Source organism: Billgrantia antri (assembly GCF_019430905.1).
In the GTDB taxonomy this organism is placed as follows: domain Bacteria; phylum Pseudomonadota; class Gammaproteobacteria; order Pseudomonadales; family Halomonadaceae; genus Halomonas; species Halomonas antri.
The window spans coordinates 315,613-329,105 of sequence record NZ_JAHYCA010000007.1 but is presented as its reverse complement, the minus strand read 5'-3'; the positions used below and the strand labels follow the sequence as shown (position 1 = coordinate 329,105).

15 protein-coding genes are annotated in these 13,493 nt (G+C 65.5%); 10 read left to right on the top strand and 5 right to left on the bottom strand.

What is annotated here, in order from left to right:
* Positions 1-359: 359 nt before the first annotated feature.
* A complete protein-coding gene (gene tyrS / locus KPL81_RS18640; protein WP_219793403.1) occupies positions 360-1,559 on the bottom strand; it encodes a tyrosine--tRNA ligase in 1,200 nt (399 codons plus the stop codon).
* A 114-nt stretch (positions 1,560-1,673) separates the two neighbouring features.
* Between tyrS and KPL81_RS18635 the strand changes: the two genes are divergently transcribed.
* Positions 1,674-2,804 (top strand): anhydro-N-acetylmuramic acid kinase, encoded by a 1,131-nt coding sequence (locus KPL81_RS18635; RefSeq protein ID WP_219793402.1) that lies wholly within the window; start codon positions 1,674-1,676, stop codon positions 2,802-2,804.
* Here KPL81_RS18635 and KPL81_RS18630 read toward each other — a convergent pair.
* Together KPL81_RS18630 and KPL81_RS18625 are read right to left on the bottom strand one after the other, a co-directional pair.
* Complete coding sequence (locus KPL81_RS18630) at positions 2,801-3,943, bottom strand: PilT/PilU family type 4a pilus ATPase (protein WP_219793401.1); 1,143 nt, start codon at positions 3,941-3,943, stop codon at positions 2,801-2,803. The two genes, KPL81_RS18635 and KPL81_RS18630, sit on opposite strands and share 4 nt — an antisense overlap.
* A gap of 31 nt (positions 3,944-3,974) precedes the next feature.
* Complete coding sequence (locus tag KPL81_RS18625; protein WP_219793400.1) at positions 3,975-5,009, bottom strand: type IV pilus twitching motility protein PilT; 1,035 nt, start codon at positions 5,007-5,009, stop codon at positions 3,975-3,977.
* Positions 5,010-5,087: 78 nt separating this feature from the next.
* On the opposite strand from KPL81_RS18625, the gene KPL81_RS18620 reads away from it, so the two are divergent.
* Genes KPL81_RS18620 through KPL81_RS18590 form a run of 7 tightly spaced genes read left to right on the top strand, consistent with a single transcriptional unit; the run spans position 5,088 to position 9,974 of the window.
* Positions 5,088-5,798, top strand: a complete 711-nt coding sequence (locus tag KPL81_RS18620; RefSeq protein ID WP_219793422.1) for a YggS family pyridoxal phosphate-dependent enzyme — start codon at positions 5,088-5,090, stop codon at positions 5,796-5,798.
* A 58-nt stretch (positions 5,799-5,856) separates the two neighbouring features.
* On the top strand, positions 5,857-6,681 hold the full coding sequence (proC, locus tag KPL81_RS18615) for a pyrroline-5-carboxylate reductase (RefSeq protein ID WP_219793399.1): 825 nt from the start codon (positions 5,857-5,859) through the stop codon (positions 6,679-6,681).
* A gap of 59 nt (positions 6,682-6,740) precedes the next feature.
* On the top strand, positions 6,741-7,331 hold the full coding sequence (locus KPL81_RS18610; RefSeq protein ID WP_209474571.1) for a YggT family protein: 591 nt from the start codon (positions 6,741-6,743) through the stop codon (positions 7,329-7,331).
* 49 nt (positions 7,332-7,380) lie between these two features.
* Positions 7,381-8,538, top strand: coding sequence for a homoserine O-succinyltransferase MetX (gene metX / locus KPL81_RS18605; protein ID WP_209474573.1), 1,158 nt, complete (start codon positions 7,381-7,383; stop codon positions 8,536-8,538).
* Positions 8,538-9,140: a methionine biosynthesis protein MetW gene (gene metW / locus KPL81_RS18600; protein WP_209478727.1), complete on the top strand. Its 603-nt coding sequence runs from the start codon at positions 8,538-8,540 to the stop codon at positions 9,138-9,140. Before metX ends, metW begins: the two co-directional genes overlap by 1 nt.
* A 37-nt stretch (positions 9,141-9,177) precedes the next feature.
* Positions 9,178-9,639, top strand: coding sequence for a DUF4426 domain-containing protein (locus KPL81_RS18595; RefSeq protein WP_219793398.1), 462 nt, complete (start codon positions 9,178-9,180; stop codon positions 9,637-9,639).
* Positions 9,640-9,644: 5 nt separating this feature from the next.
* The gene (locus tag KPL81_RS18590) at positions 9,645-9,974 is read left to right on the top strand and encodes a Rieske (2Fe-2S) protein (RefSeq protein WP_219793397.1); all 330 of its coding nucleotides are present in this window, start codon (positions 9,645-9,647) and stop codon (positions 9,972-9,974) included.
* Here the strand turns inward: KPL81_RS18590 and sfsA are convergent.
* Together sfsA and KPL81_RS18580 are read right to left on the bottom strand one after the other, a co-directional pair.
* A complete protein-coding gene (gene sfsA / locus KPL81_RS18585) occupies positions 9,933-10,691 on the bottom strand; it encodes a DNA/RNA nuclease SfsA (RefSeq protein WP_219793396.1) in 759 nt (252 codons plus the stop codon). The two genes, KPL81_RS18590 and sfsA, sit on opposite strands and share 42 nt — an antisense overlap.
* Positions 10,692-10,699: 8 nt before the next feature.
* Positions 10,700-11,860 (bottom strand): aminotransferase class I/II-fold pyridoxal phosphate-dependent enzyme, encoded by a 1,161-nt coding sequence (locus KPL81_RS18580; protein WP_219793395.1) that lies wholly within the window; start codon positions 11,858-11,860, stop codon positions 10,700-10,702.
* A 228-nt stretch (positions 11,861-12,088) separates the two neighbouring features.
* Here KPL81_RS18580 and dksA point away from each other — a divergent pair, with 228 nt between their 5' ends.
* Together dksA and gluQRS are read left to right on the top strand one after the other, a co-directional pair.
* Positions 12,089-12,526 carry an RNA polymerase-binding protein DksA gene (gene dksA, locus KPL81_RS18575; RefSeq protein WP_209474581.1) on the top strand — a complete coding sequence of 146 codons (438 nt, stop codon included), beginning with the start codon at positions 12,089-12,091 and terminating at the stop codon, positions 12,524-12,526.
* A gap of 87 nt (positions 12,527-12,613) precedes the next feature.
* Positions 12,614-13,492, top strand: a complete 879-nt coding sequence (gene gluQRS, locus KPL81_RS18570; protein WP_219793394.1) for a tRNA glutamyl-Q(34) synthetase GluQRS — start codon at positions 12,614-12,616, stop codon at positions 13,490-13,492.
* The last annotated feature ends 1 nt before the right edge of the window (position 13,493 follow it).

The following is a 13,493-nucleotide window of genomic DNA, read 5'->3' as shown; positions in this document are numbered from 1 at the left end:
GGGGCGCATTCTACCGAATTCGCCGTGGGCGTCAAGTGCGAATTTTACGAAGCGAATCGGAAAATACAAAGCAAGACAGCCACTTACCACTCTTCCCACCGCCTGCAACGTTGCCCGTCGCCGACAGCGGATGCGTACTTTACGGCTTTCCCCTGGCCCCTGCAAGGGGCGCCTGTAAAAAAATTTCAAACGCGTGACGATGCGATGTCAGAACGCGGTTGGCGAGCTATCCACAGGCGCTTGCAGACAAGGGGCTGTGGATGGTTTCGGTGCGGGACGAAGACGACAACGCCCGCGCGAGGCGGGCGTCGGTAGAGCAACTGACTTGTAATCAGTAGGCCAGGGAACCATGGAATAGCTCAGCGCAGCGTGACCCGGGCGTAGCGCTTCTTGCCTGCCTGGATCACGTAGCTCTTGCCGGTATCGAGCATGTGGTCCTTGGATACGACTTCGCCGTCTACCTTGACCCGGCCGTTGCCCAGCATGTCCTTGGCCTGGGCACTGTTGTTGGCAAGTCCTGAACGGTTGAGCACCGCAGCGATCGGCGCCTGGTCGCTGCCCTCGAAGTCGACTTCCACCTCGGGCAGGTCTGCGGGCAGTTCGCCTTCGGCCAGGCGGTTGCCGGCCGACTTGTGGGCATTGGCCGCGGCTTCCTCGCCGTGGTAGCGCCCGATCAGCTCGCGGGCAAGCTCCATCTTGATGTCCCGTGGGTTGGCCCCGGCTTCGACCTCTCGCTTGAGCGACTCGAGCTCTTCATTGGATTTCAGCGAGAGCAGCTCGAAGTAGCGCCACATCAGGCTGTCGGGCATGGAAACGAGCTTGTTGAACATCGATCCCGGCGCCTCATCGACGCCGACATAGTTGCCCAGCGACTTCGACATCTTCTGCACGCCATCGAGCCCCTCGAGCAGCGGCATGGTCATGACGACCTGCGGCTCCATGCCGAAGTGCTTCTGGATCTCGCGCCCCATCAACAGGTTGAACTTCTGGTCGGTGCCGCCCATCTCGACGTCGGCCTCGAGCGCAACGGAGTCATAGCCCTGCACTAGCGGGTAGAGAAACTCATGGATGGAGATCGGCTGGCCCGACTTGTAGCGCTTGTCGAAGTCGTCGCGCTCGAGCATGCGCGCCACGGTGCTCTGGGCCGCCAGCTCGATCATCTTGGCCGCGCTGAGTTCGCCGAACCACTCGGAGTTGAAGCGCACCTCGGTCTTGTCGGGATCGAGGATCTTGAACACCTGCTCCTTGTAGGTCTGGGCATTGGCACGGACCTCGTCCTCGGTGAGCGGCTTGCGGGTGACGTTCTTGCCAGTGGGGTCGCCGATGCGTCCGGTGAAGTCGCCAATCAGGAAGATGACCTGGTGACCCAGGTCCTGGAACTGGCGCATCTTGGTCAGCAGCACGCTGTGACCGAGGTGCAGGTCGGGAGCCGTCGGGTCGAAGCCCGCCTTGATGCGCAGCTTGCGGCCGGACTCGAGCTTCTTGACCAGCTCCTCCTCCAGCAGTATCTCCTGGGTGCCTCGCTTCAGCAGCGCCAGTGCGCTTGCGACGTCGGTCATCGTCTCCCACTCCACGAATTGCGTTGATCCACCCCACGGCAGGGTCCATCGAATGGGGCACGATGTTAGCATGACTTCACGCCTCGCGGGCGGCCACGTTAGGGGAGAAAAGAGATGGCGCTATTCGTGGGTTTGATGTCCGGCACCAGTCTGGATGGTATCGATGCCGCCCTGGTCGAGATCGACTCGTCGGGGCATTCGCGGCTGCTCTCCACACATGCCGAGCCGATGCCCGACACGCTGCGCGAGCGCTTGCTGTCACTGTGCCAGGCTGAACGGGTCGCCTTCGCTGAACTGGCCTGCGCCGAGGATGCCTTCAGCCGACTCCAGGCTGAGGCAGTGACGAAGCTGCTGTTCAGCAGCGGCACGCCGGCGGAGCAGATTCAAGCGATCGGCAGCCACGGCCAGACCATCGAGCATGCACCCTGGGGTCACGCCGAAGGCCCCGCCTATACCCTGCAACTCGACAACCCGAGCCTGCTCGCCGAGCTGACGGGGTGCCGGGTGGTGGCCGACTTCCGCCGCCGCGACCTGGCGGCCGGCGGACAGGCCGCGCCGTTGGCCCCGGCATTTCACGAGGCACTGTTCCGGCGCGCGGGGCAGTGGCAGCTGGCCCTCAACCTGGGCGGCTTCGCCAACCTGACGTTGCTGCCACCCTCGGAAATCAAAGCCGAGATCATTGCCTTCGATACCGGCCCGGCCAACGCCCTGCTGGATGCCTGGCATGCGCGTCATCGCGGCGGCCGCTTCGATGCCGACGGCAGCTGGGCGGCCTCGGGGCGAGTGGACGAAACGCTGTTGGAGAAGTTGCTTGCCGAGCCCTTCTTCCATCGCCCGCCGCCGCGCAGCACCGGACGGGAAGTCTTTCATCTCGACTGGCTGGAGCGACATCTGACGGGACACGAGCGGGCCGAAGACGTCCAGGCCACGTTGGCGGAGCTGACCGCCACCAGCGTGGCCCTGGGCATCGAGATGGCACGGGAGATTGTCGGTGCGCCCACCGCCACTGCGCTGATCCCCTGCGGCGGCGGAGCGCATAACCGCGACCTGCTAGGCCGTCTGGCCCGCCACTTGCCCGAAACCGCCCTGGTGCCCAGCAGCGACTGGGGCTGGCCGGCCGACTGGCTGGAGGCCGGGGCCTTCGCCTGGCTCGCCTGGCGCCGCCTGGAAGGGCTGCCCGGCAACCTGCCCAGCGTCACCGGCGCCGCCGGCCCGCGAATCCTCGGCGGCATCTACGCGCCTTAGAAATCGTCGTCGTCGCGCAGCGAAAACCGCTGGGCACCATCCTGGGCTTTCGTCAGCACCTCGCTCTTCTCGTCGCCGTACTTGATCATCATGCGCAGCTCGTTGGCCGAGTCGGCGTGTACCATGGCCACCTCCTCGCTGATCGTGCCGGCCTTGTAGAGCTCGAACAGTGCCTGGTCGAAGGTCTGCATGCCCTGGTCGCGCGAGCGGGCCATGACGTTCTTGATCTCGCCGACCTCGCCCTTGCGGATCAGGTCGGCGATGAGCGGCGTACGCAACAGGATCTCGATGACCGGGGCGCGCCCGCCGTCGCGGGTCGGCAGCAGCTGCTGGGCGACGATGGCATGCAGGTTGAGCGACAGGTCGAGCCAGATCTGCTCGTGACGCTCATGCGGAAAGAAGTGAATGATGCGATCGAGTGCCTGGTTGGCGTTGTTGGCATGCAGGGTCGCCAAGCACAGGTGCCCCGTCTCGGCGAACGTCAGGGCGTGTTCCATGGTCTCGCGGGTGCGTACCTCACCGATCAGAACCACATCCGGCGCCTGGCGCAGGGTATTCTTCAGCGCCACCTCGAACGACTCGGTGTCGATGCCCACCTCGCGCTGGTTGATGATCGCTTTCTTGTGGGGATGCACGTACTCGATGGGATCCTCGACGCTGATGATGTGGCCGCCCACGGTCTCGTTGCGCTGCTGAATCATCGATGCCAGGGTGGTCGACTTGCCGGTCCCGGTGCCACCCACCACGAACACCAGCCCGCGCTTGAGGTTGGCCAGCTCGCCCAGTTGGGCAGGCAGGGAGAGTTCCTCGAGGTGGGGGATCTCATAGGCAATGCGACGGATGACCATGGCCCACTGGTTGCGCTGCTGAAAGGCACTGACCCGAAAACGCCCCCGGCCGGAGAGGCTCAGTGCGAAGTTGGCCTCGCGCTCCTGCTGGAAGCGCTCCTTGAGCCCCTCCGGCACGGCGGTATTGACCAGTTCGCGCACCTGTTCCACCGACAGCCGCTGGTCGCCCAGCGCAGTGAGCTTGCCGGCGGTCTTGATGGTGGGCGGCGCCTGCACCGAGATCAGCAGGTCCGAGGCCTCCTGACGGGCCATGATGTCGAGCAGCTGCTCCAACCATTCCTGTGCTTTCATCTCTCCGCTCCCCTGTCAGATGTCTCGGCGCTCAGCTGGTCAGCACGCTCTTGGCACGGGCTTGGGCCTCGTCGCGATTGACCACGTTTTCTGCCACCAGCTTGGCGAGGGCGGCATCGAGGGTTTGCATGCCGATATTGCCGCCGGTCTGGATGGCCGAGTAGATCTGCGCCACCTTGTCCTCACGGATCAGGTTGCGCACCGCTGCATTGGCGACGAGGATCTCGTGGGCCGCCACGCGGCCGCCGCTGCGGCGCTTGAGCAACGTTTGCGAGATGACCGCCTGCAGCGACTCCGAGAGCATCGAGCGCACCATGGCCTTCTCCTCGCCGGGAAAGACATCGATGATACGGTCGATGGTCTTGGCTGCCGAGGTGGTATGCAGGGTGCCGAACACCAGGTGGCCGGTCTCGGCGGCCGTCAGCGCCAGACGGATGGTCTCGAGATCGCGCATCTCGCCGACCAGTATCACGTCGGGATCCTCGCGCAGCGCGCTGCGCAGCGCCTGAGCGAAGCCGTGCGTGTCGCGGTGCACCTCGCGCTGGTTGATCAGGCAGCGCTTGCTGCGATGGACGAATTCCACCGGGTCCTCGATGGTGAGGATGTGGTCGTAACGGTTATCGTTGATATAGTCGATCATCGCAGCCAGCGTCGTGCTCTTGCCCGACCCGGTGGGGCCAGTGACCAGCACCAGTCCGCGTGGCAGCAGCGCCAGGCGGCGGAAGACCTCACCCAGTTCCAGGTCGTCCATGGTCAGCACTTCGCTGGGGATGGTGCGGAATACCGCGCCAGCACCGCGGGCCTGGTTGAAGGCGTTGACACGAAAGCGTGCCACGCCCGGCACTTCAAAGGAGAAGTCGGTCTCGAAGAACTCCTCGTAGTCGCGCCGCTGCCGATCGCCCATGATGTCGTAGATCAGCTTGCGGACCTCGCGGTCCTCCATGGCGGGCACGTTGAGCCGACGAATGTCGCCGTCGACGCGAATCATCGGCGGCAATCCGGCCGACAGGTGCAGGTCAGAGGCGTTCTGCTTTGCCGAGAACGCCAGCAGTTCGGTAATATCCATGCGATTCCCCAGCTCCCCGATAGAGGTTCCAGCGAGTATGACAGACCTTGCGGACATGACGGAGATCATGTGGCTGATATGACGGATACCATGCTTTCCGAGTCGCTGACCAGTGCTCGCGAACGCCTCTCGCGGGCGCTGGTCACGGCCGGACGCCCAGCCGACGCAGCGCGACTGCTTGCCGTCAGCAAGACCAAACCGGCCGGCATGATCCGTGAGGCCTGGCAGCTGGGCCAGCGCGAGTTCGGCGAGAACTATGTTCAGGAGGCGCTGGAGAAGCAGGCCGAGCTGGCCGACCTGGAGGGGATCGTCTGGCATTTCATCGGCCCGCTGCAGGCCAACAAGACGCGGGCCGTGGCCGAGCACTTCGACTGGGTCCACAGCATCGATCGCGAGAAGATTGCCCGGCGTCTGAACGACCAGCGCCCTGACGCCCTGGCGCCGCTCGACGTTTGCCTGCAGGTCAACGTCAGCGACGAAGCCAGCAAGTCGGGGGTTGCCTTCGACGAGCTGGAGGGCCTGGCGAACGCGGTGCTCGCGATGCCGCGCCTGCGCCTGCGTGGGTTGATGACCATTCCGGCCCCGGCCGCAGACATGGCGAGCCAGCGCGAGCCCCTGGCAAGGCTGCGCTTGGCCCTGGAAGCGCTGCGTAAGCGCTTCCCCGAGGCGCCGCTGGACACCCTGTCGATGGGCATGAGCGACGACCTCGAGGCCGCCGTGCAGGAGGGCGCCACTCTGGTGCGACTGGGCACGGCTATCTTCGGTGCACGCAACACATCGCATCGTTGAACGACGCATGCGTACCGGTGCGAGCCGGACGCTATTTACAGCAGAAGGACGGATCGCAATGGCCAGCAGAGTCACCTTCATCGGCGCCGGCAACATGGCCGGCGCCATCATCGGCGGAATGATCGACAATGGCCATCCGGCCACCGCCATCACCGCCACCTCGCCGAGCGACGACGTGCTGGCGCCGCTGCGCGAACGCTTCGGTATCCATACCGATACCGACAACACCACAGCGATACGCGACGCCGATGTCGTGGTGCTGGCGGTCAAGCCGCAGATCATGCGCGGCGTGTGCGAGGGGCTGCGTGACACCCTGCAGCGCCAGCGGCCACTGGTCATTTCGGTGGCGGCCGGGCTGACTGCCGAGTCGCTGCAGGCGTGGATGGGCGGCGGTCTGCCGCTGGTACGCTGCATGCCCAACACCCCCTCGCTGGTCGGCGCCGGTGCCGCCGGCCTCTACGCCACCGCCGAAGTAAGCAACGAGCAGCGCTCTCTGGCTTCTGAGTTGCTCGAGGCCGTGGGGATTGCCGAATGGGTGGAGCAGGAAGGTCTACTGGACGCGGTGACCGCCGTGTCCGGCAGCGCCCCGGCCTACTTCTTCCTGATGTTCGAGGCCATGGAGGAAGCCGGCGTCAAGCTCGGCCTGCCGGCCGAGACGGCGCGACGCCTCGCGATCCAGACCGCCCTGGGGGCTGCCCGCATGGCGCAGAGCAGTGAGTTCCCCCCGGACCGGCTCAAGCGCAACGTGATGTCACCCGGAGGCACTACCGAACGTGCCATCGAGCACCTGGAGCAGGCCGGACTGCGCCAAATCATGGCCGAGGCCATGGAAGCCTGTGCAGCCCGGGCACAGGAGATGGCCGAAGAACTCGACAAGCGTTAGTCTTTTTGATCGCTCGCGACGACCGCGGGCGATCGTCTCGACGATAGGGAGGAGCCCACATGGGCCAACTGGGAAATGCCGGCCTGCTGCTGGTTAACACCCTGATCAACATCTACCTGTTCCTGCTGATGCTGCGCTTTTTGCTGCAGGCGTCCCAGGCCGACTACTACAACCCCATCAGCCAGTCGGTGGTCAAGATTACCCAGCCGGTGGTGCGGCCTTTCCAGGGTTTCCTCGGCCCGGTGATGGGGCGCTTCGACATGGCGACTCTCGCCGCCGCTTTCGTGCTCAAGGCAGTGAGCGTGGTAGTGATTCTGCAGGTCGCCGGCTTCGGCATGCCGCCCATCACCCAGGTGGCGATCGGCGCCGTGGCGGCAATCGCCAATGCCATTCTCAAGATCTACTTCTTCGCGCTGATCGTGATGATCATCCTGAGCTGGGTCGCGCCCAACGCCAGCCACCCCGGGGCGCTGCTGGTCATGCAGCTGGTGGAACCGATCATGGCACCGGTTCGCCGGGTCATTCCGCCGCTGGGCATGATCGACCTGTCGCCCATCGTGGTCTTCATCGCCATCAGCCTCATCGATGGTATCGTGGTCGGCGCCCTGATGCGTGCCGCCGGCATCGCCGGCGCTCTGGTGGGCCTGTAAGACTCCGCCCGCTCCTGGCGACCCCTAACGACTGGACACCGAACGACACATGCCCGAGTTCCCCGATGACTCGGTCGGCCTGGTGACGCCGCAGACGGCGCACTTCGACGACCCCCTGGCCCTGGCCTGCGGCAGGACGCTGCCGGCCTATGATCTGGTCTACGAGACCTACGGCACGCTCAATGCCGAACGCTCCAACGCGGTACTGATCTGCCACGCCCTGTCGGGCCACCATCACGCCGCCGGTTATCACGGTAGCGACGAGCGCAAACCCGGCTGGTGGGATGCTCACATCGGTCCGGGCAAGTCCATCGATACCAACCGCTTCTTCGTGGTGTCGCTGAACAACCTGGGGGGCTGTCACGGCAGCACCGGTCCGATCAGCATGAACCCTGCCACGGGACGCCTGTGGGGACCCGACTTTCCCATGGTCACGGTGAGCGACTGGGTGCACAGCCAGGCGCGTCTGGCCGATCGCCTGGGCATCGAGCGTTTCGCCGCAGTGATCGGCGGCAGCCTGGGCGGCATGCAGGCACTGCAGTGGTGCCGACTCTATCCCGAGCGGGTTGCCAACGCCGTGATCATCGCTGCCACGCCCAAGCTCTCGGCACAGAATATCGCTTTCAACGAGGTCGCACGCCAGGCGATTCGCTCGGATCCCGACTTCCACGAGGGCTGGTACGCCGAGCACGACACGGCGCCACGCCGCGGCCTCAAGCTGGCGCGCATGGTAGGGCACATCACCTACCTCTCGGAAGACGCCATGGGCACCAAGTTCGGCCGCGATCTGCGCAGCGAGGACCTGAACTTCGGCTATGACGTCGAGTTTCAGGTCGAGTCCTACCTGCGCTACCAGGGCGACACCTTCTCCACCACCTTCGACGCCAACACCTACCTGCTGATGACCAAGGCCTTGGACTACTTCGACCCGGCGGCAGAGCACGGCGGCGTGCTGGCCGAAGCCGTCGCCCCCAGCCAATGCCCGTTCCTGGTGGTGAGCTTCACCAGCGACTGGCGCTTCCCGCCGTCGCGCTCGCGCGAGCTGGCCAATGCCCTGACCCGTGCCGGCAAGCCGGTGAGCTACGTCAATATCGACTCGCCCCACGGCCATGACGCCTTCCTGTTGCCGGAGCCACGCTACCAGGCGGTATTCGCTGCCTTCATGTCCCGCGCCGCCCGTGAGCTGGGCCTGGAGGAGACCGCATGATGCGCGCCGATCTGGAGCTGATCCATCGCTGGGTGCCCGAAGGCGCCCATATCCTCGACCTGGCCTGCGGCGACGGCACCCTGCTGGAAGCCCTGGCGCGTGACAAGGGCGTCAGTGGCTATGGCCTGGAGATCGACCCTGAAGGCATCACCGCCTGCATCGCCAAGGGCGTCAGCGTGCTCGAGCAGAACCTCGACGAGGGGCTGGTCAACTTCGAGGACGATGCCTACGACCTGGTCGTCATGACCCAGGCATTGCAGGCGCTTCGCCGACCCGACCGCATGCTCGACGAGATGCTGCGGGTGGCCCGGGAGTGCATCATCACCTTCCCCAACTTCGCCTACTGGCGGCATCGGGTGCATCTTGGCATTCGCGGCTACATGCCGGTCTCCAAGTCGCTGCCGCACGCCTGGTACGATACGCCCAACATCCATCTGTCGACCTTCAACGACTTCGAGCACCTGTGCCGCGAGAAGGGGCTTCGCATCACCGACCGAGCCGTGGGCATCGGCGATCATGAAGGACACTGGGCCACACGGCTATGGCCCAACCTGTTCGGCGAGATCGCGATCTTCCGCGTCGAGCGCCAGAATCGCCAATGACCCCCTGCCGTCGACCGTCATGCTCAAGGAGAGCGCCATGCTGAAACGCATCGTGTCACGCCATCGTGCCCTGGCCATTGCGCTGTTGCTGGGCCTGCTACCGTTGGCAGGACAAGCCCAGCAGTTCGAACAGGTGGGCGACTATCAGATCCACTACAGCGCCGTGAGCACCAGTTTTCTGCCCCATTCCGTGGCCGAGGCCCATGGCATCCAGCGCAGTCCAGCCATGGCACTGCTCAATGTCAGCGTGCTCGAGGAGGTCGACGGCGAGCTGCGCCCGGTCAATGCATCGGTCAGCGGCACGGTAGGCGAGGTTCAGGGCAGCGAGCGCACGCCGCTCTCCTTCCGCACCCTGCGCAGCGGCGACACGCAGTCGCAGATCGCGGTGTTTCGCATCCGCGACGACGAGCCGATGCACTTCACGCTCGATGTGCGCTATGACCGCAACCAGGAGCCGGCCGAAGTGAGCTTTATCCAGCGCTTCCATATCGAGCGCTGAGCAAGATGTCCGACGCCATCGCGCATCTTGCCCAGTTGGATGCCTCGCCTTCGCGAGGCTTGACGCTGCCCGACGGCCGTCACGCCTTTCTCGTTCAGGTACACGGCCGCGTCAGCGCCTACCTCAATCGTTGTCCGCATCAGCTGGTGCCGCTGAACGTGCCGGAAGGGGATTTTCTCGAAGCGGGCGGCGAGCTGATCCAGTGCGGCATGCATGGCGCCCTGTTCCTGCCGGAGAGCGGCGAATGCGTGTTCGGCCCCTGCCAGGGCCGCTCCCTGGAACCGCTGCCGATCTCAGTCGATGCCGAGGGCAACATCTACTTGGCGAGTGAGTGACACCGGCAGACGCTCGCCCAGCGCGATCGTCACCGGACTGCCATCATGCCAGCCGACCTTGCAGCCGTGCGCGATGACCTCGACTCCGCGCTCTACCACGGCCTTCAAGGTAGCGGCGTAGGCCGGATCGAGATGCGCCGCCGGGGCCACGTCGCGGATGCCGGTATGCGCCACGCAGAACAGCAGCACCGCACGCCGGCCCTGCTCGGCCAGGGCCGCCAGCGCCAGCAGGTGCTTGCGGCCGCGCTCGCTGACCGCATCGGGGAAGTAGCCGTGGCCATCGAGCTCTTTGAGCGTTACCTGCTTGACCTCGACGTAGGCGCTGTCGCGCTCGGCATCGCCGAGGCAAAAGTCGAGACGCGCCCCCTCGACCCTGGCCTCGCGCCTGAGCGTGGCGTAGCCGGCCAGCGCCGGTACCCGACCCGCGCGCAGCGCCTCCTCGACGATACGATTGGTGCGCCCGGTATGCACCGAGGCCAGTGCCACGCTGCCATCGGCCTGGGTCAGCTCGATCAGCTCCCAGGTCCAGGCCAGCTTGCGTGCCGGGTTGTCGCTGGGCGCCAGCCACACGCGGCAGCCGGGCACGTTGACTGCCCGCATAGAGCCGGTATTGGGGCAATGCGCCACCACTTCGCGGCCGTCCTCGAGGCGTATGTCGGCGAGAAAGCGCTTGTAGCGACGCAGCAACACGCCGGGAACCAGGCAGGGATAGTCCATCTCGCCTCCTACAACCGCGCCAGGAAGCGCTCGAGCCGGCTCACCGCCTCCTCCAGGCGCGCAACGCCGGTGGTAAACGCCATACGCACATGGTGCTCGCCTCCGCTCACGGCGAAATCGACCCCCGGGGTGATCGCCACGTTCTCCTCCTCCAGCAGGCGCTGGCAGAAGTCCTGGCTGTCACGGCTGTAGCGCGAGATGTCGAGCCACAGGTAGAAGGCGCCCTGGGGCGGCAGCGACGGCGCCAGGCCCAGCCGGGCAACACCGGCCAGCAGTGCGTCGCGGCGTCGCCCGAGCTCGCGGCGACGGCGCTCGAGAATATCGCGGCACTCGGGCGTGAACGCCGCCAGGGCCGCGTGCTGGGCCGGGGTGGGAGCGGCGAGGAAGACGTTCTGCGCCAACCGGGTCAGCGGCTCCACGGCCTCCTGCGGCGCCAGCAGCCAGCCCAGGCGCCAGCCGGTCATGCCGAAATACTTGGAGAAGCTGTTGACCACGAAGGCATCGGGAGTGAGCGACGCCACCGACAGCGGCTCGAGGTCGTAGCTGAGGCCCTGGTAGATCTCGTCTACCAGCAGATGGCCACGACGTGCTGCCACCGTGTCGGCGACCGCCCTGAGCTGTGCCGCATCAAGCATGTGGCCGGTGGGGTTTGACGGCGTGGCAAGCATTGCCAGGCGGGTATCATCGCGCCAGTGGCTTGCGACGAGGCCGGCGTCTAGCTGCCAGCCGCTCTCCAGGCCGACAGGGACGGTATCCACTTCGGCGCCGGCCAGGGCCATGAAGTGGCGGTTGCAAGGGTAGTTGGGATCGGCCATCAGCACTCGGTCACCCGGACCGACGAGCAGTTGGCTGGCCAGCAGCAGTGCCCCGGAAGCCCCAGGCGTGACCAGGATCCGCCGAGGGTCGACTTCGGCGCCGAAGTGCTCGCGGTAGTGGCCGGAAATCGCTTCGCGCAGGGCCGGCAAGCCGGCGGCCGGACTGTAGCGGGTGTGTCCTGCCGACAGCGCTGCGTTCCCGGCCGCCGTTACCGGCTCGGGGGTGGCAAAGTCGGGCTCGCCTACCTCCAGATGAATGACGTCATGGCCGGCGGCCTCGCGCGCCTGGGCGGCTTCCAGCAGACTCATCACACGGAAGGGCGCGACGCGTTCAACGCGCGGATTCCACGACATGGCATACTCCTGAGCGCAAGAAAGATAACCGCCGGTGGGCACTTTTCCCCTTTCGGCGGTCAAAAAACAATACCATCGATTCAGGTCGCTGGGAGGCCTCGGCCAATTCCACCGGGTATTGCAAAACTCGGAGAATTCCGATAAACAAGCATGCCTTTGGCGTGAGATACCTTGCACCATGTTGCGGCGGGTATTGATCAGCAGTCACTCAAGTAATGAGGCAATCCCATGCCAGTAGCAGACAAGAAAACGGAAGCGCCCAAAAGATTCACCCCGTACGAGGCGGCGCCGGGTGAAGAGTACATGAACGAGCAGCAGCTTGAGCACTTCCGACAGATCCTGCTGGGCTGGAAACAGGAGCTCATGGAAGAGGTCGATCGTACGGTGCGTCATCTGCAGGAAGAGGCGAACAACTATGCCGATCCGGCGGATCGCGCCACCCAGGAAGAGGGCTTCAGCCTGGAACTGCGCACCCGCGATCGCGAACGCAAATTGCTCAAGAAGATCAACGAGACGCTCGAGAAAATCGATGAGGACGACTACGGCTTCTGCGAGGCCTGCGGCGTCGAGATCGGCATCCGTCGCCTGGAGGCACGCCCCACCGCGACCCTGTGCGTCGACTGCAAGACCCTGGCCGAGCTCAAGGAAAAACAGCTCGGCGGCTGATACCGGCGTGATACGTCTCGCTCTTCTCTGCAACGGGCACCGCTGGGTGCCCGTTTGCGTGTCGGCCACCCTCGCCTGGAGCCTGCCATGATCGGCTATCGCGGCCGCTTTGCTCCAACCCCTTCCGGCGCCCTGCACTTCGGCTCACTGATCGCGGCCCTGGCCAGCTTTCTTGACGCCCGCCGCGCCGGTGGCGATTGGCTCGTGCGCATCGAGGACATCGATACGCCGCGCTGCCCGGCGGGTGCAGCCGACATGATCCTGCGCCAGTTGGAGGCTTTCGGCCTGCATTGGGACGGCCCGGTGCTCTGGCAGCATGACCGCGACACCGCCTATGCCGCCGCCCTGGAACGCTTGAAGGCCCGAGGGCTGGCCTATGCCTGCAGCTGCTCACGCAAGCAGTGGCGCGGCTATCCGATCTATCCCGGCTGGTGCCGCAACGGCGTGTGCGAGCCGAACCAGCCGCTGGCCTGGCGCCTGCGCAGCGATCTAGGCCTGCGCCCGGTGATCTGGCAGGACAGGCTGTTCGGCGAGCAGCGCTTCGACCCGGCCCAGCTCGGCGACGTGGTGCTCAAACGCAAGGATGGGCTGTGGGCCTACCAGCTTGCGGTGGTGGTAGACGACGCCGACCAGGGCATCAGCGACGTGGTGCGTGGCTACGACCTGCTCGACAACACGCCCTGGCAGCGCCAGTTGCAGCAGGCGCTGGGCCTGCCCGAACCGCGCTACCTCCACCTGCCCTTGATCGTCAACCGTGAAGGCCAGAAGCTGTCCAAGCAGAACCTGGCGCCGGCACTGCCGCTCGAGGATGGTGCGGTGCGACCCTTGCTCCATCGCGCCCTCGTGGCTCTCGACCAGGCCCCGCCCGATACGCTGAACACGGCAAGCGTGAACGAGCAGCTGGCCTGGGCGATCGCTCACTGGGAGCCCCGGCGCATCATCGCCGACGCCCAGCGCAGGGAGTAGG